The organism is Collimonas sp. (assembly GCF_035566375.1).
Taxonomy (GTDB): Bacteria; Pseudomonadota; Gammaproteobacteria; order Burkholderiales; family Burkholderiaceae_D; genus Collimonas.
Genome location: NZ_DATMRK010000040.1, coordinates 1 through 20329, shown reverse-complemented (window position 1 = coordinate 20329; position 20329 = coordinate 1). Strand labels below are relative to the sequence as shown.

General features: G+C 55.1%; 18 protein-coding genes. 6 read left to right on the top strand and 12 right to left on the bottom strand.

All coding sequences use genetic code 11. The features are described 5' to 3' along the window. From VNZ60_RS12920 to VNZ60_RS12910, 3 genes are all read right to left on the bottom strand, one after another. Positions 1 to 1764: ESPR domain-containing protein (locus tag VNZ60_RS12920; RefSeq protein WP_325659741.1), on the bottom strand; the 1764-nt coding region annotated here is incomplete at its 3' end. Between the two features lie 1409 nt (positions 1765 to 3173). Then, positions 3174 to 4115 carry a ribosome biogenesis GTPase YlqF gene (ylqF, locus tag VNZ60_RS12915; protein ID WP_325659739.1) on the bottom strand — a complete coding sequence of 314 codons (942 nt, stop codon included), beginning with the start codon at positions 4113 to 4115 and terminating at the stop codon, positions 3174 to 3176. Positions 4116 to 4267: 152 nt separating this feature from the next. Beyond that, positions 4268 to 5215 carry a histone deacetylase family protein gene (locus VNZ60_RS12910; RefSeq protein WP_325659737.1) on the bottom strand — a complete coding sequence of 316 codons (948 nt, stop codon included), beginning with the start codon at positions 5213 to 5215 and terminating at the stop codon, positions 4268 to 4270. A gap of 257 nt (positions 5216 to 5472) precedes the next feature. Between VNZ60_RS12910 and VNZ60_RS12905 the strand changes: the two genes are divergently transcribed. The 4 genes from VNZ60_RS12905 to mltB all read left to right on the top strand — a co-directional run bounded on the left by VNZ60_RS12905 (position 5473) and on the right by mltB (position 10694). After that, entirely contained in the window at positions 5473 to 6393 is a 921-nt protein-coding gene (locus VNZ60_RS12905; RefSeq protein WP_325659734.1) for an AAA family ATPase, read from the top strand. A 46-nt stretch (positions 6394 to 6439) separates the two neighbouring features. Next, positions 6440 to 7441, top strand: coding sequence for a DUF58 domain-containing protein (locus VNZ60_RS12900; protein WP_325659733.1), 1002 nt, complete (start codon positions 6440 to 6442; stop codon positions 7439 to 7441). 71 nt (positions 7442 to 7512) lie between these two features. Further along, positions 7513 to 9561 carry a transglutaminase TgpA family protein gene (locus tag VNZ60_RS12895; protein WP_325659731.1) on the top strand — a complete coding sequence of 683 codons (2049 nt, stop codon included), beginning with the start codon at positions 7513 to 7515 and terminating at the stop codon, positions 9559 to 9561. Continuing rightward, entirely contained in the window at positions 9552 to 10694 is a 1143-nt protein-coding gene (gene mltB / locus VNZ60_RS12890; RefSeq protein WP_325659729.1) for a lytic murein transglycosylase B, read from the top strand. Before VNZ60_RS12895 ends, mltB begins: the two co-directional genes overlap by 10 nt. Position 10695: 1 nt before the next feature. Here mltB and VNZ60_RS12885 read toward each other — a convergent pair whose 3' ends face one another. Continuing rightward, positions 10696 to 11232, bottom strand: coding sequence for a YaeQ family protein (locus tag VNZ60_RS12885; RefSeq protein ID WP_325659728.1), 537 nt, complete (start codon positions 11230 to 11232; stop codon positions 10696 to 10698). Positions 11233 to 11407: 175 nt separating this feature from the next. Here VNZ60_RS12885 and VNZ60_RS12880 point away from each other — a divergent pair, with 175 nt between their 5' ends. Further along, positions 11408 to 12010 (top strand): DUF1415 domain-containing protein, encoded by a 603-nt coding sequence (locus tag VNZ60_RS12880; RefSeq protein WP_325659726.1) that lies wholly within the window; start codon positions 11408 to 11410, stop codon positions 12008 to 12010. A 389-nt stretch (positions 12011 to 12399) separates the two neighbouring features. Beyond that, positions 12400 to 12738, top strand: a complete 339-nt coding sequence (locus tag VNZ60_RS12875; protein WP_211463022.1) for a hypothetical protein — start codon at positions 12400 to 12402, stop codon at positions 12736 to 12738. Between the two features lie 59 nt (positions 12739 to 12797). On the opposite strand, the gene cysM is transcribed toward VNZ60_RS12875, so the two are convergent. The 8 genes from cysM to rpsA form a co-directional block, all read right to left on the bottom strand. Next, complete coding sequence (gene cysM, locus VNZ60_RS12870; RefSeq protein ID WP_325659725.1) at positions 12798 to 13700, bottom strand: cysteine synthase CysM; 903 nt, start codon at positions 13698 to 13700, stop codon at positions 12798 to 12800. A gap of 218 nt (positions 13701 to 13918) precedes the next feature. Further along, positions 13919 to 14242 (bottom strand): ComEA family DNA-binding protein, encoded by a 324-nt coding sequence (locus tag VNZ60_RS12865; RefSeq protein WP_325659723.1) that lies wholly within the window; start codon positions 14240 to 14242, stop codon positions 13919 to 13921. A 156-nt stretch (positions 14243 to 14398) separates the two neighbouring features. Next, a complete protein-coding gene (gene rfaE1, locus VNZ60_RS12860; protein ID WP_325659721.1) occupies positions 14399 to 15340 on the bottom strand; it encodes a D-glycero-beta-D-manno-heptose-7-phosphate kinase in 942 nt (313 codons plus the stop codon). 4 nt (positions 15341 to 15344) lie between these two features. Then, entirely contained in the window at positions 15345 to 16727 is a 1383-nt protein-coding gene (locus VNZ60_RS12855) for a UDP-glucose dehydrogenase family protein (RefSeq protein ID WP_325659719.1), read from the bottom strand. 74 nt (positions 16728 to 16801) lie between these two features. Beyond that, the gene (lapB, locus tag VNZ60_RS12850; RefSeq protein ID WP_092400420.1) at positions 16802 to 17977 is read right to left on the bottom strand and encodes a lipopolysaccharide assembly protein LapB; all 1176 of its coding nucleotides are present in this window, start codon (positions 17975 to 17977) and stop codon (positions 16802 to 16804) included. A 101-nt stretch (positions 17978 to 18078) separates the two neighbouring features. Beyond that, positions 18079 to 18393 carry a LapA family protein gene (locus VNZ60_RS12845; protein ID WP_211463017.1) on the bottom strand — a complete coding sequence of 105 codons (315 nt, stop codon included), beginning with the start codon at positions 18391 to 18393 and terminating at the stop codon, positions 18079 to 18081. 202 nt (positions 18394 to 18595) lie between these two features. Further along, positions 18596 to 18901: an integration host factor subunit beta gene (locus tag VNZ60_RS12840; protein WP_038492951.1), complete on the bottom strand. Its 306-nt coding sequence runs from the start codon at positions 18899 to 18901 to the stop codon at positions 18596 to 18598. A 17-nt stretch (positions 18902 to 18918) separates the two neighbouring features. Next, positions 18919 to 20329: 30S ribosomal protein S1 (gene rpsA, locus VNZ60_RS12835; RefSeq protein WP_325659711.1), on the bottom strand; the 1411-nt coding region annotated here is incomplete at its 5' end.

Here is a 20329-nt window from a genome sequence, read left to right as displayed (position 1 = left end):
GCTCAGGCCAGTAGACAGTGAAGTGATGCCGGTCGAAGCCGAAGTCGACAATGAACTCACATTGCTGTTAGTCGTACTCAAACCCGTCGAGGTTGAAGTCGATAGCGACGACACGCTGCTGTTGGTTGTGCTCAGGCCGCTAGACAGCGAGGTCACGCTGCTGTTAGCCGTACTCAAGCCAGTCGAGGTCGATGTGGACAACGACGACACGCTGCTGTTCGTCGTGCTCAGGCCGGTTGACAGCGAGGTGATGCCGGTCGAAGCCGAAGTTGACAACGAAGTCACGTTACTGTTTGTTGTACTCAGGCCAGTCGAGGTTGAAGTCGACAACGACGACACGCTGCTGTTTGTCGTGCTCAGTCCAGTGGACAACGATGTGATACCGGTCGAAGCCGATGTGGACAACGAAGTCACGTTGCTGTTGGTTGTGCTCAGACCACTAGACAACGAAGTGATGCCGGTCGAAGCCGATGTCGACAATGACGAAACGTTGCTGTTGGTTGTGCTCAGGCCAGTCGACAACGAAGTCACGTTGCTGTTTGCTGTACTTAAGCCAGTCGAGGTCGAAGTCGACAGCGACGATACGCTGCTGCTGGTGGAACTCAATCCGGTGGACAACGAAGTCACATTGCTATTCGTCGTACTAAGGCCAGTCGACAAGGAGGCTTCCGCCACCCGCGATGTACTGATACCTGTCGAAGTGGAGGTCGAAAGCGAAGACACACTGCTGTTGACGGAGCTCAGTCCAGTGGACAGCGAGGTCACGTTGCTGTTAGCCGTACTCAAACCCGTCGAGGCAGAAGTCGACAGCGACGACACGCTGCTGTTCGTCGTACTCAGGCCAGTTGACAGCGAAGTGATACCGGTCGAAGCCGACGTCGACAGCGAGGTCACGTTGCTGTTAGCCGTACTCAAGCCAGTCGAGGTCGATGTGGACAACGACGACACGTTGCTGTTCGTCGTGCTCAGGCCGGTTGACAGCGAAGTAATGCCGGTCGAAGCTGACGTCGACAACGAAGTCACGTTGCTGTTAGTCGTACTCAAACCAGTCGAAGCCGAGGTCGACAACGATGACACGTTACTGTTGGTCGTGCTCAGGCCAGTCGAGGTTGAAGTAGACAGCGACGACACATTGCTATTCGTTGTGCTCAGGCCAGTCGACAGCGAAGTGATGCCGGTCGAAGCCGACGTCGACAACGAGGTCACGTTGCTGTTTGTTGTACTAAGACCCGTCGATAAAGAGGATTCCGCCACTCGCGATGTGCTGATACCGGTCGAAGTAGAGGTCGATAGTGACGATACGTTACTGTTGGTGGTGCTCAGGCCAGACGACAGCGAAGTCACGTTGCTATTTGTCGTACTAAGACCCGTCGATAAAGAGGCTTCCGCCACCCGCGATGTGCTGATGCCGGTCGAGGTTGAGGTCGATAGTGACGATACGTTACTGTTAGTCGTGCTCAGGCCAGTCGAGGCTGAAGTCGACAAACTGTTAAGGTAAATTCTGGTGTTATTTACGTAGTTAACGCAAGAAGGATCGGCAGTGTACATGGTGCCGCCGGTGCCTGAAGTACACGCCGCTTCTGGCGTCGTTTGCGCGAACACATAATTCGGTGCAAACAAGAACAGCGGCGCAATGGCTCCCGCAGCCACTATTGCGGCGGCCACTTTTGAGCCACTACGCTTACCGCGCGCCGCAGTATTTTCGGAGACGGCGACCCAGGTGCCGAGTACTTCACTGTAGACGCTGCGGTAAATCTTATTCATTGATGACTCTATTCAAAATGTGATCAGGCTTGCGGCATGGGATCTGACTGATCGCACAAGCGAGATCACATGAAAAAAATTGGGGAATAACTAAGGGAAGACAAGCGGATGCCGGCAAGGCGTTAGTTGGCCGTAGCTTCTAAAGGAGCGTGCTGGTAACCGACCGCCACCCGACGTGTGCCCTGCTGGAATCGCTTGCCAGGCACTAAGGTGCAACTGCTGCGCAAGAGTGCGGCCCCATCGATGAGTGCCTTAAACGGGACCGTCTGATGCAATTTATTCATCGTTCCACCCTGAAAATTTGATGTTCTATGACCAAAAAGAACTCAGTTTCATCGCATCAAAGACGGGAAGCTCAAGTGACTTGGGTACTTGCCTCAGATATCGATCGAAAATCTAGGAGCTCAGATAATTCGCAAGGCAGACGGAATTTGGCGCCGCTCCTGCCATCTAAAAATTAACAATATTACACTTTATATAACATTCGTTGGCGACTTAAGTCCTTCTTATCTACCGCTCCGCTGCATAAATGCCGCTAAACCCGGGCCAGCATCTCGTCCAACCGATCAAGGCGGCTGGCTGAAATGGACGCATTGCAATTTGCACGGCGCCGGCTTGTATCTAGACGTTCAACGACTCGCTAGTTGCCATAACCCAACTATTAACAAATGTCAAAATCTATAATTTCATAGAAGAGCCAAATGTTAATTTCAATTAATACTTATGTCATCAAAATAAGTTCCCGAAAGTCGCTAATAAACAACGAAAAAATTTGTATATGACGATCTGGTTTTTTAAAACCAGCCGGTATTTTTTACCGAATTTCCTAGAAAAATTCGCCGGAAAGCCTTATAGATACTGACATCACCCAGTTATATATATTTTGCATATCACAAACCAAAATTTTTCAGGTAGCAAAATAGACAAGTAACAATAGTTCACAAACCTAAAGTGAAAACCCTCTAAAACAAAGCAGATTCATTAATTTGTTTCCACATGGAAATGATAAATATGTTTCTTTATATTGCCAACATAGCAACCAAATGAATTCTCAATCGAGCATTTGACATTCACTGCCGCGAGTTCTGGGCTTAATGTGGAAATGACATTTTGTATAGCTGTAATTGCAAGGAGTGGAATGCTGCGAGGAAGCCGCCATGAGGCCGCGAAAAGCGAGGGCTCGCGACAATACCGGGCATGCGGCGTTGCTCGCGAAAGAATGCTGCTTGTCTCATTGCCAGATGCAGCGATGTAGATGGAAATGTAAAGTTGGTTGTCAACTCGATCATGCAATTGCTGCTCCGATAGCAAGGTGCTGACCAACTGCAGACCAACCGCAGGCCAACTCCAGGCAATAAAAAACCCGCAGCGACATGGTCATTGCGGGTTTATTGCGAAGCTGACGCGGGCTATCTTGTATCGTCCTGATTGTCCTGATTGTCGCTTTCCGCCTCTGCCTCTGCGTCAGCCTTGCGCTGCGCCATTTCCTCCTGGTGGCGGGCCAGCAATGCGGCGCGCGTTTGCGGCGTTTCCAGGCTGATGCGGCCAAGCGCGCCGGTACGATAATCTTGCAACAGGGTATGCGCAGCCTTCTCCAGATCAAGATCGCCGCCCTTGAGGCGAAAACCGCGCCGTACCGCCACCCCTTCGATCACGCTGACGCCGTCTATGCCTTCCGTTTTGAGGCCATAACGGGCGGCCAGCAAGGGGGCGTAGCGAATCAGCAGCTCATCAGCCAGAAATGTGGCGACCTCTTCTTCGATCAGCGCGTTGGTGCCTATGGCGTGGCTGGCAGCCAGCATCAGACCGTCGCTCGGGTGGGCGATCTTGGGCCACAACATACCTGGTGTGTCGATCAGCACCATATTGTTGCCCAGGTACAGGCGTTGCTGGACCTTGGTCACGGCCGGCTCGTCGCCTACCGCCGCCACACGGCGTTTCAGCAAGGCGTTCATCAGCGTCGATTTGCCGACGTTGGGAATCCCCATGATCATCATGCGCAACGGTTTTAAAGGCGTGCCGCGATGCGGCGCCAGCGTCAGGCACAGACCCGGTATCTTGGCGACGTCTGAAGGTTTCTTGCAGCTAAGCGCCACCGCGTGGACGTTTTTCTGGCTGTTGTAATAGGCAATCCAGGCCTGGGTGACGGCCGGATCGGCCAGATCGCTTTTGTTCAGGATTTTCAGGCAGGGACGCTGGCGAAACAGGCGCAGCTGTTCGATCATCGGATTGCAACTGGCTTGCGGCAAACGGCCGTCGAGCACTTCGATCACGAGATCGACCTTCTCCATAGCTTCCGCCGCCTTCTTGCGGGCGGCGTTCATATGACCTGGGAACCATTGTATGGACATGCGTTGTCTTGTCTTACTAAAATAAACCGCTATTGTACGGACTTATTTCGGTTCTACCTTAACCGCGGCGCCGCGTCCTGCATGATACAGGGCTGCATATCGCCATTAGCCGGGGGTTTTGGCACTTCACCCATGTTCCCGCGGCAGCACGATTATTCGAGTTCGGCCAATACTTTCATGTGCGCAACCACGCTGCGCCCCAGCGCCGACAGGTTGTAGCCCCCCTCCAGGCAACTGACGATACGGCCCTGTGCATGCTGAGCGGCGACCGCCATGATTTGCCGGGTAAGCCAGGCATAGTCAGCCTCGACCAGCCCCATCTGCGCCATATCGTCTTCTCGATGCGCATCGAAGCCGGCGGAAACAAAGATCATCTGCGGGCGGTGTGCATTCAAGGCCGGCAGCCATTGCTCAGTCACCAGCTGCCGCACTACCGTGCCGTCGCTATAGGCTGGCACCGGAACATTGAGCGGATTGCCGCCTTCCGGCTCGGCGCCGCTGAACGGATAAAAAGGATGCTGGAAAAAACTCACCATCAGCACCCGCGGATCATGCGCAAAAATCTCTTCGGTGCCGTTGCCATGATGAACGTCGAAATCGACAATCGCTACTCGCTCCAGGCCATGCGCTTCCAATGCGTGGCGGGCGGCGAGCGCAATGTTATTGAACAGGCAAAAGCCCATGGAGAGGCTAGAGGTTGCGTGATGCCCGGGCGGACGCACCGCACAAAACGCATTGTTGATCTCCCCCGCCAGTACGGCGTCAGTCGCGGCCAGCGCCGCCCCTGCAGCGCGCAGCGCCGCTTGCCAGCTATGCGCATTGATTGAAGTGTCGGGATCGAGCTGATAGTGGCCGCCCTGGCCACCCTTGCTGGCCAGGGCCAGACTGTGCTCGCGGATTAAAGCGATCATGGCCGCGCCGTGCACCTGCGCAATCTCGCTCTCCAGGGCCAGCGGCGCATTGCGGTAATCCAGCAACTGGTCGATACGGCTGGCAATCAGCTGGTCTTCGATCGCCTGCAATCTGGCCGGCGATTCCGGATGCCCGGCGCCCATGTCGTGCAGTTTGCAATCGGGATGAGTGTAGAAGGCAGTAGTCAATTGATCTCGCCAAAAGTCTTGCTGAAAATGGTGCGCAACGTGACTAGTGTACCCAAGAACCGGCAGATGAATGAACAGATACGCACAAGATACGCACAAAGTGCCGCGCTCAGCTGCCTGACTCAGCTGTCGGAAATAACTGCTTGAAATTCGGACAGCTTTAAAAAAAATGTCGCATTTCGTTAAAGGAACTAGGTTAACTCCGGGGAAGTTTGTATGATTCTCTCTCCGCAATGCTGCCCTCACCAGACAAACCCATGTTCGCAAAAATCCACGCAGTTGCCCAGCAAGTCGGTCAGATCGTTGTCGGCAAGGATCATCAGATCCGCCAGGCATTGGTATGTCTGCTGGCGGGCGGCCATCTTTTGATTGAAGACGTGCCCGGGGTCGGCAAGACCACTCTGGCGCACGCACTCGCCATTTCCCTGGGGCTGCGCTTCAACCGACTGCAATTTACCAGCGATCTGCTGCCTGCCGACGTGGTGGGAATTTCAGTGTTTGACCGCGAGAAAAGCAGCTTTGTGTTTCACCCGGGACCGGTGTTCACTCAGGTGCTGCTGGCTGACGAAATCAATCGGGCCACACCCAAGACCCAGTCGGCGCTGCTGGAAGCGATGGAAGAACGCCAGGTCACCGCGGAAGGCGTGACGCGCGATCTGCCCGAACCATTCTTCGTCATCGCCACCCAGAATCCGGCCCATCAAGTCGGCACCTTCGCGTTGCCTGAATCGCAACTGGATCGCTTTCTGATGTGCTTGTCGCTGGGTTATCCAGATGCTGGCGCCGAGCGCGCGTTGCTGATGGGTGAAGATCGCCGCGTCTTACTGAAATCCATCGCCCCGGTGATGCAAGCGGCTGAATTGATCGAGGCCAGGCAAGCATTGAAGCAAATCCATACTTCGGCCTCGTTGATCGATTACGTACAGGCGTTGGCCCATGCTTCGCGCCAAAACGGCTTGTTTGCGGAAGGCATGAGTCCGCGCGCAGCTATTGCGCTGTTGCAGGCGGCTCGGGCCTGGGCCGCCCTGGAAGGCCGCAACCACGTCAATCCCGAGGATATCCAGGCGGTATTGGTGCCAGTGACGGCGCATCGCCTGCGCCCGCTCAAAGCACACATCGGCAGCGCCCTTGGTGCGCGCGACCTGGTATTACAATTGATGAAGTCGGTCGCGGTTTAAAACGCCGCTTCATGGCTACCAGCCTCAGCCTGAACTCGCCGCCCCTATGCTGACCTCACTCCGCAAACAATTCCGCGATTGGCTGGACCGATCCTTGTTTCAGCTGCGCGATGCCGAGGTGGGCGAGGTATTGCTCACCCAGCGCCGCGTATTCATCGTACCGAGCCGGCCCGGGCTGGCGTTTGCCGTCATGTTGATATTGCTGTTTTTATGCTCCATCAATTACAACCTGAGTCTCGGCTTTGGTTTGACCTTTCTGCTGGCCGCCTGCGCTGTCATCGACATGCATCTGACTTTCCGTAATCTGGCTTATTTGTCTCTGACGGCAGGCAAGGTCGCTGCGGTATTTGCCGGCGAAGATGCGGTGTTCGAGTTGCATCTGACGAACCGTCGCAAGCATGCCCGTTATGCAATCTGGCTCGGCTTCATCGGGCGCGGCCTGCCCGCCATAGAACGGGCGACGGACGTTCCGGCCCATAGCGCCAGCCACCTGACATTGGCGCTCACCACCACCCATCGCGGCTGGCAGCCGGCTCCAAGGATACGTTTGCGAACCCGCTTTCCACTTGGCTTGTTGCGTGCCTGGAGTTACTGGCAACCGGATAGCAGAGCCTTGGTCTATCCACAGCCGGAAGCGTCAACCTCGACCCCGCCGTTACCGTTGGCGCCGATCGAAAAAAGCGACGGCAGCGGCGTTGCCGGCCACCAGGATTTTGCCGGGATCCGGACTTACCAGAGCGGCGACTCGCTTAAACACCTGGCTTGGCGCCAGATCGCCAGGCTGGATACCGAGATCGACGCCAAGCTGATCACCAAGCAGTTCGAAGGCGGCGCGGCCAGCGATTTGTCGATTGATTTTGACGCTCTGCCTGACGACATGGCGCTCGAAGCCAAACTCTCGCGCATGACACGCTGGATACTGGAGGCAGAAGCGCGCCAGCTGCCGTATGCGTTCCGCCTTGGCGACAACATCCATGCTGCGGCGCTGGGGCCGGCCCATCAGCGCACCTGCCTGCGTGCGCTGGCGCTATATCAAGGCGCACCATGAGTACCAAGTCTGTGCAACAGCTCAGAGCTGAGCTTGAGAACAAACCACTGTTCCGCATCTCAAGCACGTACATGCATAACCTCCCACGCGACAAGAGCGACACCTTGTTGCTGCTCAGCGCCTGCGCCATGGTGTTGCTGCCGCATTTCGTGCATCTGTCCTGGTGGACGTCCCTGATCTGCGGCGGGCTGCTGCTGTGGCGCGCCTGGATCACCCTGCGCGGCCAACGCCTGCCGCCGATGTGGCTGTTGCTGCCGCTGGCGGCGCTCACCATGGGAGCGGTCTATCTCGACTACCGCACCTTATTGGGACGCGATGCCGGAGTAGCGATGCTAGCGCTGTTGCTGACATTTAAATTGCTGGAAATGCGCGCCCGGCGGGATTTGTTCGTGGTGCTGCTGTTGAGTCTCTTTTTACTGCTCACCACTTTCTTCTATTCGCAAACCATGCTGTCCATGTTGTGGATGATCGCAACTCTGGTGCTGATACTGACGGCGCAGCTATCGTTTCAATACACCGGCACCGTGCCGCCGCTCAGGCAGCGGCTGCGGCTGGGCGGCATGATATTGGCCATGGCGTTGCCGCTGACGCTGATTCTGTTCCTGCTGTTTCCACGGATTCAAGGGCCGTTGTGGGGCTTGCCTGGCGATGCCCACGGCGGCCGCACGGGTTTGTCGGACAGCATGGCGCCGGGGAATATCGCGCAACTGGCCTTATCCGATGAGATTGCGTTCCGCGTCAAATTCTTCGATGCTCCGCCGGCCCCTGCCAAGTTGTATTGGCGCGGCGCCGTGTTAAACGATTTCGACGGCCGTACCTGGACTCAAGGACCAACCAGCCGCGCGGCAGCCGATACTGCACCTCATGTTCAAGCGGTCACTCAGGCGCTAAGCACCATCAACCCAGCGCTCACAGTGCACCAGCAGGTCACTATGGAAGCGAACGGCCAGCGCTGGCTGTTCGCGCTGGAAACCCCGCAACTGGCGCCGACCGTGGAGGGCATACCAGTACGGCTGACGGCAGATCATCAGATACGCGCAGCGCGTGCAATCGACGAGCGCGTGCGCTACGACGTCATGTCCAATCTCCGGCCTGCGCCGTCCGAGCAGATCACCCCAGCCGGCATGCGGCAGGCGCTGGCGTTGCCGAATAATTTCAATCCGCGCACCCAGGAATTTGCAGCCGACTTGCGGAACAAATGGCCAGACGACGCCGCGCTTGTGAATGCGGTGCTGAACTTCTTTCGCCATGAAAAATTCAGCTATACGCTGGAGCCGCCGTTGCTTGGCAGAGATAGCGTCGACGATTTTCTGTTTTCCAGCCGTGCCGGCTTTTGCGAACACTACGCCAGCTCCTTCGTGGTGCTGATGCGTGCGGCAGGCATCGCTGCACGCGTGGTGACCGGTTATCAGGGTGGCGAAATCAACCCGGTCGATGGCATGATGACGGTGCGTCAATCCGACGCCCACGCCTGGGCCGAAGTCTGGCTGCCGCCACGCGGCTGGGTCAGGGTCGATCCTACGGCTGCGGTAGCGCCGAGCCGGATTGAAACCCAGCTCAGCAATTTGCTGCCGCGCTCTTTCTTCGGCAACCTGCTGGGAGCCGCTCCCGGCCAAGCTAACTGGTGGTCAGGCTTGAACGACTCGATGGCGCTGCTGCGCGCCAATTGGGAAGCGTTGAGCAACGGCTGGAACCAATGGGTTCTGAATTACACGCCGGCACGGCAGATGGGGCTGATGCGTTGGCTTGGATTCGATGAACTGGACTGGCGCACCTTGGTCATCCTGATGCTGGCCATAGGCTCAGTGGCGGCCGGCAGCGTCACCTTGCCTTTGCTGCTGGCGCGAAACAAGAACAAGCCACTCGATACGGTATACTCCGCGCTGTGCGCACAGATGGCGCGACGCGGCATGGCGCGCAACAAGCATGAAGGGCCAGGCACGTACGCTCGCCGCTTGTGCGCCAGCGACTCGCCGCTGTCACCGTCTGTCAAGATGGCGGTCACGCGCTTTATGGCATTGTATGAGGCCCTGCAATATGGCGCCGATTACGGGCCGGACAATAAGCCGCCGGCGCCTTTACTGGCACAACTAAAATTACTGCTCTCCCAATGTCGATGAAATCAACTCCCGGTCTCCATACTGTCGCCCAGCTTTGCGCTATCGCACTGGCAATCTGCGTCAGCCCTAATCTGCTGGCCCAGCAAAGCGGCTCCGCTAAAACAAGCGCGGCAAAAACAAGCGCCGCAAAAATCCGCAAAGTCAGCAGCAATGCCGACGACGGCGAGTTCGCCAATTTCGCCGAATGGAAAGAGGTCTCGGCTTTCATCGATCAGATGGTTGAAAAGCATGGCTTCGACCGTAGCGAACTGGTCGCCACCTTCAATCAGGTGCGCTATATCGACCGCGCGATCCAGCTGATGAAACCGGCTCCGGCCAGCAAACCAAAGAACTGGGCGGCCTACCGCGCCCGCTTCGTCGAACCGGTGCGGATACAGGCGGGCGTCGATTTCTGGAATACTTATGCCGATGCATTGAGCCGCGCCGAGGCGCAATATGGCGTGCCGGCGGAAATCATCGTTGGCATCATCGGCGTCGAAACGGTGTATGGCCGCAATGTCGGCAACTTCCGCGTGATGGACGCCATCACCACGCTGGCATTCGATTATCCGAATACGCCCACGCGCGAAGCACGCATGGCTTTCTTCCGCGGCGAGCTGGAAAGCACCCTGCTGTATGCCAAGGAATCGGGCATAGATCCGTTTACCCTGCTGGGCTCCTATGCAGGCGCCATCGGTTGGCCGCAGTTCATGCCGAGCAGCATACGTCAATACGGGGTGGATTTTGACGGCAAGGGTAGGGTCGATCTGCGCAATTCACCGGTCGATGCGATCGGCAGCGTTGCCCATTATCTTGCCGAGCATGGCTGGAAAACCGGCATGCCCATCGTCTTTCCAGCGACCTTATCGACCGACACCAGCGCCGAAAACCGCTGGCAGGCATTTATCGGGCAGGGTCTGGAGGCCAAATATTCGCTGGATGAATTGACGGCGGCAGGTGTGGTGCCAGGCGTGGTGCCGCCGAACGACATGCGGTTCGGCCTGATCGATTTGCAAAACGGCCAGGACCCGAGCGAATACTGGCTGGGCACCGATAATTTCTTCGCCATCACCCAATACAACCGCAGTTTCTTTTATGCGATGTCGGTAGTGGATCTGGGGCGTGCGGTACGGGTGGCGCGTACTCAGCAATAGATCAGGGATTGCTGACGCTGAGTTCGACTTCGACGGTCTGGCCGTTGGCGGTCAGCCAGATCTGCCCATCCTGGATGGTGCATTGCAGTTGCATATTGCGCTGGGCGAAGCAGGTCAAGGCCTCGCTGCTGTGGGCGGCGATATTGATGACGGTCAGGTTGCGGGCACGCGCGACCCTGCTGCCGATCTGACTCCACCAGATGTGGCTGGTGCTGCTGTAGCTGTACACCACCACTTGCGCGGCCCGCCCACAGGCTTTGAGAATGCGTTTTTCATCGGGCTGGCCGACTTCAATCCAGAGGTCGATGGCGCCGGTCAGGTCCTTGGCCCACAAATCGGGTTCTTCAGCATCCGACAGGCCTTTGCCGAATACCAGCGCGGCCGATGCGTGACGGGCGAACGCCAGCAGGCGCACCATCATGCGTTCGTCGGTTTCCGAGGGATGACGCGCCAAAGTCAGTGCATGTTCCTGATAATAATGACGGTCCATATCCGCAATTTGCAGATCGGCTTTGAAAATAGTTGCTTTAAGGGCCATAACGCCTATTGTTATATATAGTTGAATCAAACCCGGCGTATCGCAATCACGGGATCGGAAGAATAACCCGATTTGCGCTGATTGGAGTACATATATGCGCGCCGGCAAAGCTTGATACTGTCAGATTTGCCATTATATTTATGTCAACTACTTGTAAAATATTACTAACTATCCAATGAAAACTGTTTCATCAACTGCTTCATCAACAACTACATCGCCATTTTCCAGCGAAGTAATCGCTCACACAAAGCTGTGGCTGGAACGGGCCGTGATCGGGCTCAATCTTTGCCCGTTTGCCAAAGCGGTGTTTATAAAGGATCAGATACGCTATGTCGTCAGCACAGCGCAGACGCCGGAAGAGTTATTGACGGACTTGATGAAGGAGCTGGAATTCCTGCAACAGGCTGATCCGGAGACCATCGATACTACTTTGCTGATCCATCCGGATGCACTACGTGATTTTTTGGATTACAACGATTTTCTTGATGTTGCCGATGCCGCCGTCGACAAACTTGAGTTAGACGGCGAGATTCAGGTTGCCAGCTTCCATCCCGACTATCAATTCGCCGGCACTGACATAGACGACATCAGCAACTATACGAATCGCGCGCCCTATCCGACTTTGCACCTGTTACGCGAAAGCAGCGTCGAGCGTGCGGTTGAGGCGTTCCCGGACGCTGCCGAGATATTCAATAAAAATATGCAGACATTGCAACAATTGGGTTTAGACGGCTGGCAGAAAGTACTTAGGGAGGGACAGGAACAAAAACAATCTTGATTGGCACTTTGATAACGATAAAACGTTGTAAAAATGGTGTTCCTTGCAATTTTTACGGAAAGTTACTAAATAGTAATAGACAACGTAATAAGAAAATTTTAAATTGAGCTTGTGCAACTTATTTGTATATTTGGTCACTAAACAAGGTAGGCAAGTTGTTTGTTCCCAAGGTAATGTACAAGACGCTGTGCAATGTACTTAGCAATATCAGCTGTCCCATGAAGAAAAAGATAGGGAGTTTCTTTATGATAAATATGTACTCAAAATCAGTATAAAATACGAAACTTATAGTTTCGCTAATAAAACTGGGAGGTGCATTTGGTAATAGTTCGGTACATATTGCACAAACACTTCCCATATATCAACTAGGATAACGGAATCAATTGATTATGACTATTAATACTACCCCAGACGCACCGACTAGCAACAAGCTCGATGAGCAGGTGACCTATGACCCAAATCACCTGCTTGATTCGTTGATCGACAAGTTGCATTTGAAAAATGATGCGGCACTCTCGCGCTCACTCGAAGTCGCGCCGCCGGTCATCAGCAAAATCCGTCATCGCCGCTTGCCGGTTGGCGCATCGCTGCTGATTCGTATGCACGAAGTCAGTGATCTGACGATTCGTGAGTTGCGCGCCTTGATGGGCGATCGTCGCGAGAAATTCCGTATCAGCGACAAGCAATTTAAGCCAAAGAGCAAGATCGAAGCCGAAAAGCTGAAGTAATCAGCATTCCGGCTAGGAAATTGCCGGGCTTAGGAAATCCCTGCCTGAAGCAGCTTGCTTTAGGCAGGGAAAACGCCTGTCGATAAGTAGCGGTCGCCCCGATCGCAGACGACGAAAACTATCGTCGCGTTTTCTACTTGCTGTGAAATCCTTAGCGCTACCTCGCAAGCACCCGCCGCAGATATCCCACAGAAAATTCCTTCTTCGCTCGCCAGTCTGCGCGCCATATGTTCGGATGCTGCCTGACTGACTGGCTCGATCTGATCTACTTTCGAACGATCGTATATTTTTGGCAGATAGGCTTCCGGCCACTTTCTGATGCCAGGGATTTGCGAACCTTCTTCCGGCTGCGCGCCGATAATGCGAATCGCCTGATTCTGTTCTTTCAGATAGGTGGAAACGCCCATGATGGTGCCGGTGGTGCCCATTGCGCTCACAAAATGCGTGATGCGTCCTTGAGTGTCGCGCCAGATTTCCGGACCGGTAGTTTCGTAGTGCGCCAGCGGATTATCCGGATTGGCAAACTGGTCGAGAATCAGTCCCTCACCATCCTTCTGCATTTTTTCGGCCAGATCACGCGCATATTCCATGCCGCCGGTCTTGGGTGTGAGAATGATTTTGGCGCCATACGCCGCCATGCTTTGGCGCCGCTCCTCGCTCAGGTTTTCCGGCATCAATAACACCATCTTGTAGCCGCGCATGGCCGCCACCATCGCCAGGGCAATGCCGGTGTTGCCGCTGGTTGCCTCAATCAAAGTGTCGCCAGGCTTAATCTGGCCACGCTCCTCAGCGCCTTTGATCATCGACAATGCCGGCCGGTCTTTCACCGATCCGGCGGGATTATTGCCTTCCATCTTGCCCAGGATAACGTTATTTCGCTGCTCGGCGTCGCTGCCGGGAATACGTTTGAGTTGTACCAGAGGTGTATTGCCGATTGTGTCTTCGATAGTCAGATAAGGCATAGTGTGATCAAGCGTCTTGTGCAAAGAGCCCATTTTAATATGAGACTTTGTTACGCGTATGAAAGCCCGCTAAACCGGATAAAACAAGGCTTGGCAAGGCCACAAGCCATCCCGGAAAAGAAAAAGCCCCGCATCGAGGACGGGGCCAGACAAGCGCACGACGAAGCGCACGACGGAGCTCACTATGCGTTTTATCCGCCGGGATTAGCCGGATTCTCCTATTTGCTCTTGGCAGCCGGTTTGGCGGCAGTCTTGGGGGCCGTTGCAGCCTCTCCGCTTTTCGGTTTGCCGTTCACCTGTAAACCGGCTTGCGACAACTTGACAGACTTTTTCTCGCCTATGCCCGATACCCGGTTTTCGAAATCGGCCCAGTCTTTGAAATTACCACCTTTGCCACGTTCATCGACAATGCGTTTGGCGGTGGCGGGGCCGATACCCTTGATACTGTCCAAGGCAGCCAGATCACCTTTGTTGACGTCGACCTGAGCAAAGCTGGCGGAGGCCATCAACATGCAGACTATCAGCAATAATTTTTTCAGCATTTGGTCTTTCTCCCATGAGTGTGTTGGTGACTGAAGTGATCAGCCAGACGCGAAAACGTCTGGTTGATTATAGTCACGGCCACATGGAAAATTGACTTTTACACCACAAACAAGAGTTGACTTAGCTAACGACGACGCTAAGCAAATGATGCAGCGTTACCCTAGCAACTCTTCGCGGCTGACGGTTGCCGTACCAAGTTTGCCAACGACAATGCCACCAGCACGATTCGCCAGCGCGACGGCCTCGGCAATTGGCAAACCTGCGCCCAGCATGACTGCCAGTGTGGCAATCACGGTATCACCGGCGCCGGAGACGTCATATACCTCGCGCGCCATTGCCGGGAAATGCCTGATTTCCTTCTCGGTATATAAACTCATTCCCTCTTCCGAACGCGTCAACAGCAGCGCTTCGAGTTGCAGCGAGGTACGCAGTTTTTGCGCTTTTGCAGTCAGCTCTTCTTCATTCTTCCAGCTGCCGACGATACGGATCATCTCCGACTTGTTCGGCGTCAGGACGGTGGCCCCTGCATAGCGCGAGAAATCGTCGCCCTTGGGATCGACCAAAATGCATTTCCCGGCCTGCCTGGCAGCGGCAATCATATCCGCCACGTTGACCAGGCTGCCTTTGGCGTAGTCAGACAAAACCACCACCTGGTATTGCGGCAACAGGGTATTGAAACGCGTCAGTTTGTCGCGCAACACCGCATCAGTCGGCGCTTCTTCAAAATCGATGCGCAGCAATTGCTGCTGGCGGCCTATTACGCGCAACTTGATGATGGTCGAGATAGTGGGATCTCTGGTCAGGAAACTGTTGACCCCCATCTCGCTCAGCATGCTGTCGACGGTGTCGCCGGCTTCGTCCTGGCCCACGACTCCCAACAAACCGGCGCCACCGCCCAGAGTGGCGATATTACGCGCCACGTTGGCGGCGCCGCCCAGTCGTTCTTCGCGCTTTTCAATGCGCACCACAGGCACTGGCGCTTCCGGCGAAATCCGGCTTACCTCGCCGAACCAGTAACGATCCAGCATGACGTCGCCGACCACCAGGATCTGTACATTTTCAAATGAAGCGGGCAGCTTGTAGGCAAGTTTACTCATCGTTTTATCCACGCGCCAGCATCGAGCGGCCGATACCGTAATATTCGAAACCAAGCTCCCGCATCACTTCCGGCTCATACAAATTACGACCGTCGAACACTATAGGTGCTTTCAGCAGCGTCTTAAGCTGATCGAAGTCCGGGCTGCGGAAGGTTTTCCATTCCGTGACAATCATCAGTGCATCGGCATTTTGCAGGGCGTCAGTCTGATTTTCGCAAAACCGTATGCGCTCAAAGGCGCCGGGGGTTGCGACGAAATCCAGTTCCAGCACGCGCTGCGCCTCCGCCATCGCGACCGGGTCATGCACAGCCACCGTGGCGCCGCGCCCGATCAATTCGCCTAACAGCACGCGTGACGAAGCTTCGCGCATATCATCGGTGTTCGGTTTGAAAGCCAGACCCCATAAAGCAAAGTGCTTACCGCTCAGGTCGGCGCCAAACCGTTCTGTAATCTTTTGACCCAGTACATGCTTCTGGTTGTTATTGACTTGTTCCACTGCGCGCAAGATCAGCAATTCCTGGCCATAGTCGCGCGCGGTGCGCTCCAGCGCTTGCACGTCCTTGGGGAAACAGGAGCCGCCATAACCGCAGCCGGCATACAGAAAACTGTAACCTATGCGCGGATCGGAACCGATGCCGTGACGTACAGCTTCGATATCAGCGCCTACCTTGTCGGCCAGGTTGGCCAATTCGTTCATGAATGAAATGCGCGTCGCCAGCATGGCGTTCGCGGCATATTTGGTGAATTCGGCGGAACGCACATCCATCCAGAAAGTACGTTCGTGATTACGATTGAAAGGCAGATACAACTGCTTCATCAGTGCTTGCGCCTGCAGGCCAGAGGCACTTTCATCGCAGCCGATGACGATACGGTCGGGCCGCATGAAGTCTTCAACCGCGGCGCCCTCTTTCAAGAATTCCGGATTGGAGACGACGGAAAATTGCAGCGCCTCGCCGCTCAACTGGCGTGCGCTCAGCTCAGCCTGGATCGCAGCCGTCACTTTGTCTGCCGTACCTACCGGCACCGTCGACTTATCGACAATGACCTTGAAACCGTTCATGTATTTGCCGATGTTGCGCGCCGCAGCCAACACGTATTGCAGATCGGCGGAACCGTCTTCGTCCGGCGGCGTGCCTACCGCAATAAATTGCACCTGGCCATGCGCCACACTGGCGGCGATGTCGGTGGAAAAATGCAGGCGTCCGGCGGCGCGGTTGCGGCTGACGATTTCCGCCAGGCCCGGTTCGTGGATAGGTATGCCGCCGCTATTCAGCAAGGCGATCTTGCGTTGATCGAGATCCAGGCAAAATACATCGTTGCCCAGTTCGGCCAGGCAAGCCCCAGTGACCAAACCGACATAACCGGTACCGATAATAGTAATTTTCATGTTATTCCGTGATAGCGCTACGCTGACCCCGGCAATCGCCATGCGACTGCCATTTTCATTACGAGCCAGCCGATTTAATTCATTACATTCAACTCTTCAGTACGACGCGGCGGATAGGTTTCCCATCGGCTGCAACCAGGGCATTGCCAATAGAATTGACGCGCCTTGAAACCACAGTGACTGCATTGGTAGCGCGCCAGCTTCTGGGTATAGCCATGCACCAGGTTCTTGACTACCGACAGCTCGGTATGCATTTCCGGCGTTATTTTCATCAAGCGCGCTTCCAGCAGCTTGTCCAGTCCGAGCAAGGTCGGGGTACGCCGCAGTTCATCGCTCACCAGCTGATTGGTGGCTTCCACGCCATCCAGCTCCAGCACCGCCTTGAACACCACTTCCAGCAGATCGATGGAAGATGCTTCGGCCAGATAGGAGCGCAGCAGGCTGACGCCTTCGTGCGGCCGCCCAACGGCGCGATAGCCATCCATCAGGCGCTGCGCCACCAGCGCCACATGCGGCACACTTTGCTGTTCGACCCGGCGCCAAACCTGCAAGGCCGCCTCAACGTCGCCCTGCGCTAAATGAACGTCGCCCAACAACATGGTGGCGCGCACACTGTTACGGTCATTGCTCAGCGCTTTTTCCAGCAAGGACATGGCGGCTTCGGGGTGACCATCCACCAACTCATCTTGCGCCAATTCACAGTAAAACTGCGCGATTTCCTTTTGCCGGCCGCCGGCGCCGGATTGCTGCAAAGTCTGGGCCGCCTCGATCGCCCGCAGCCATTCTTTTTCGCGCTGATAGATTTCCAGCAGGGCACGCCCTGCTTGCGCGCCATATTGGCTGCCGGCCAGCAAATTGAAGCTCTCTTCGGCGCGATCCAGCAAACCGGCCTTCAGGTAATCCTGCCCCAGTTCATATTGGGCGTGCAAGCGATGTTCTTGCGCCAGATCGGGACGCGCCAGCAAATTCTGGTGCACCCGGATGGCGCGCTCGGTTTCGCCGCGGCGGCGGAACAGGTTGCCTAGTGCGAAATGCAATTCCGCGGTTTCAGGATCAAGCTTGACGATTTCGATGAAGGCATCGATGGCCTTGTCCGGCTGTTCGTTAAGCAGAAAATTCAAACCCTTGAAATAACCACGGGGCAAACTGCGTGATTCGGATATCAGTTGATTGATATCAACCCGTGCGGCGATCCAGCCTAATCCAAAAAAGACCGGGATACCGAGTAACCACCAAATTTCAAATTCCATACGGGTTGTGCTTTATGCGAGACCTGAATCTCAAGTGTGAGTTGCCGCCAAGCTATCGCCTTAGCGCGACGGCGATGCAGTAAGTTTGATACCTAACGGCATTATATATTCTTGATGCTATCCGGTTGCGGTGCTTGCGACTCTGCCAGCCGTTGTGCTTCCTGCTCTTTTTGCATCGAAGTAAGGGCTTTTTTTGTTTTTGCAGCGTTGCGGCGGTGACGGAATACGGAAGGCGCCATCGCCAGTACGCCAAGGATCGCGCCAAAGACAAAGAAGCCCAGCAGAAACAATACCAGCGGCCCTTGCATGGTCGTGCCAGGGAAGAACTGGAGATCGACGTTACCTTTGTTTTGCAATGCGAATCCGAAAAATACAATAAAGAGCAAGATCGAAAGAATTCGGGAAATAATTTTCATGATGCCTTTCCGTGATTGGTAATAGTGGGGAGCAGATGCACTACTCAAGATGCGCTACTCAAATTTGCAGTTGGCTGGTTTTACTCTTGCCATTTTTGCAAACTCACAACTAATACACAAACAATATAACTTTAAATGATGCGAAATTGTACGTGAAAAAAAACGGCATCCGAAGATGCCGTTTCGATTTTGCACTCACAACTCAGTCTTCTTGAATCGGTTGCCCGACCATCGCATCGACTCGTTCACGCAGTTCCTTGCCTGGCTTGAAATGCGGCACCCGTTTTTCAGGAACCATCACCTTGTCACCAGATTTTGGATTGCGTCCGATCCGCGGCGGCCTGCGATTCAACGCAAAACTGCCAAAACCACGAATCTCGATGCGCTGACCGGTTGCCAAGGCATCCGCCATTGCATCGAGTATGGTTTTGACAGCGTAATCCGCATCCTTAGCTACCAGTTGCGGATAACGCTCGGCCAAGCGGGCAATCAGCTCCGACTTTGTCATTAGTTTTGCTCGATTACTTAGTTCTTGTTATCGAGTTTTGCCTTCAACAGCGCGCCCAGGCTAGTTGTGCCGGAAGCAGCATTGGAGTCCGAAGACAGCTTTTGCATTGCTTCCTGGGTTTCAACATTGTCTTTCGCCTTGATCGACAGCTGGATGCTGCGAGCCTTGCGGTCGATATTGATGACCATGGTTTCGACAGTATCGCCAACCTTCAGGTGCGTACCGGCATCTTCCACGCGATCGCGGGAGATTTCGGAAGCGCGCAGGTAGCCTTCGACTTCGTCCGACAACTGGATCACTGCGCCCTTAGGCTCAACCGACTTGACGGTACCGGAAACCAGTGCGCCCTTGTCGTTCATTGCAGCGAAGTTGTTGAATGGATCGCCTTCCAGTTGCTTGACGCCCAGGGAAACGCGCTCGCGCTCAACGTCGATTGCCAGCACGATAGCTTCCAGCTCGTCACCCTTCTTGAAGCGACGTACGGCTTCTTCGCCGGTTTCAGTCCAGGACAGATCGGACAGATGCACCAGACCGTCGATGTTACCGGCCAGGCCGATGAACACGCCGAAGTCGGTGATCGATTTGATCGCGCCCTTGACTTTGTCGCCCTTCTTGTGGGTAACAGCGAAATCGTCCCAAGGATTAGCCTTGCATTGCTTCATGCCCAGGCTGATACGGCGACGGTCTTCGTCGATTTCCAGAACCATGACTTCAACTTCATCGCCCAATTGAACGACCTTGTTTGGCGCCACGTTCTTGTTAGTCCAGTCCATTTCGGAAACGTGGACCAGGCCTTCGATGCCTTGTTCGACTTCTACGAATGCGCCGTAGTCGGTGAGGTTGGTGACTTTACCGAACAGACGGGTGCTTTGCGGGTAACGACGTGACAGACCGGTCCAAGGATCGTCGCCCAGTTGCTTGACGCCCAGGGAAACGCGATTCTTTTCTTGATCGTACTTCAGAACCTTGGCAGTGATCTCTTGACCGACTGTCAGCACTTCCGATGGGTGACGCACACGACGCCATGCCAGATCGGTGATGTGCAACAGGCCGTCGATGCCGCCCAGATCCACGAATGCGCCATAGTCGGTGATGTTCTTGACGACGCCGGTAACGATGGTGCCTTCTTTCAAGGTTTCCATCAGCTTCTGGCGCTCTTCGCCCATCGACGCTTCGATAACCGCGCGACGCGACAACACAACGTTGTTACGCTTGCGATCGAGCTTGATGACCTTGAATTCCATGGTCTTGCCTTCGAACGGCGTAGTGTCCTTGACCGGACGGGTATCGACCAGCGAACCCGGCAGGAAGGCACGGATGCCGTTGGTCAGAACGGTCAGGCCGCCCTTGACCTTGCCATTGACAGTACCGGTAACGATCTCGCCGGACTCCATCGCTTTTTCCAGCGAGAGCCACGATGCCAGACGC

Bases quoted from the DNA above. Each gene is read 5' to 3' on its own strand.
- VNZ60_RS12895 (WP_325659731.1), top strand. From the start codon at position 7,513: ATGCATAACCTCCCACGCGACAAGAGCGACACCTTGTTGCTGCTCAGC.
- ylqF (WP_325659739.1), bottom strand. From the start codon at position 4,115: ATGTCCATACAATGGTTCCCAGGTCATATGAACGCCGCCCGCAAGAAG.
- VNZ60_RS12905 (WP_325659734.1), top strand. From the start codon at position 5,473: ATGTTCGCAAAAATCCACGCAGTTGCCCAGCAAGTCGGTCAGATCGTT.
- VNZ60_RS12885 (WP_325659728.1), bottom strand. From the start codon at position 11,232: ATGGCCCTTAAAGCAACTATTTTCAAAGCCGATCTGCAAATTGCGGAT.
- VNZ60_RS12875 (WP_211463022.1), top strand. From the start codon at position 12,400: ATGACTATTAATACTACCCCAGACGCACCGACTAGCAACAAGCTCGAT.
- VNZ60_RS12865 (WP_325659723.1), bottom strand. From the start codon at position 14,242: ATGCTGAAAAAATTATTGCTGATAGTCTGCATGTTGATGGCCTCCGCC.
- VNZ60_RS12845 (WP_211463017.1), bottom strand. From the start codon at position 18,393: ATGAAAATTATTTCCCGAATTCTTTCGATCTTGCTCTTTATTGTATTT.
- VNZ60_RS12840 (WP_038492951.1), bottom strand. From the start codon at position 18,901: ATGACAAAGTCGGAGCTGATTGCCCGCTTGGCCGAGCGTTATCCGCAA.
- rfaE1 (WP_325659721.1), bottom strand. From the start codon at position 15,340: ATGAGTAAACTTGCCTACAAGCTGCCCGCTTCATTTGAAAATGTACAG.
- mltB (WP_325659729.1), top strand. From the start codon at position 9,552: ATGTCGATGAAATCAACTCCCGGTCTCCATACTGTCGCCCAGCTTTGC.
- VNZ60_RS12900 (WP_325659733.1), top strand. From the start codon at position 6,440: ATGCTGACCTCACTCCGCAAACAATTCCGCGATTGGCTGGACCGATCC.
- lapB (WP_092400420.1), bottom strand. From the start codon at position 17,977: ATGGAATTTGAAATTTGGTGGTTACTCGGTATCCCGGTCTTTTTTGGA.
- cysM (WP_325659725.1), bottom strand. From the start codon at position 13,700: ATGCCTTATCTGACTATCGAAGACACAATCGGCAATACACCTCTGGTA.
- VNZ60_RS12880 (WP_325659726.1), top strand. From the start codon at position 11,408: ATGAAAACTGTTTCATCAACTGCTTCATCAACAACTACATCGCCATTT.
- VNZ60_RS12855 (WP_325659719.1), bottom strand. From the start codon at position 16,727: ATGAAAATTACTATTATCGGTACCGGTTATGTCGGTTTGGTCACTGGG.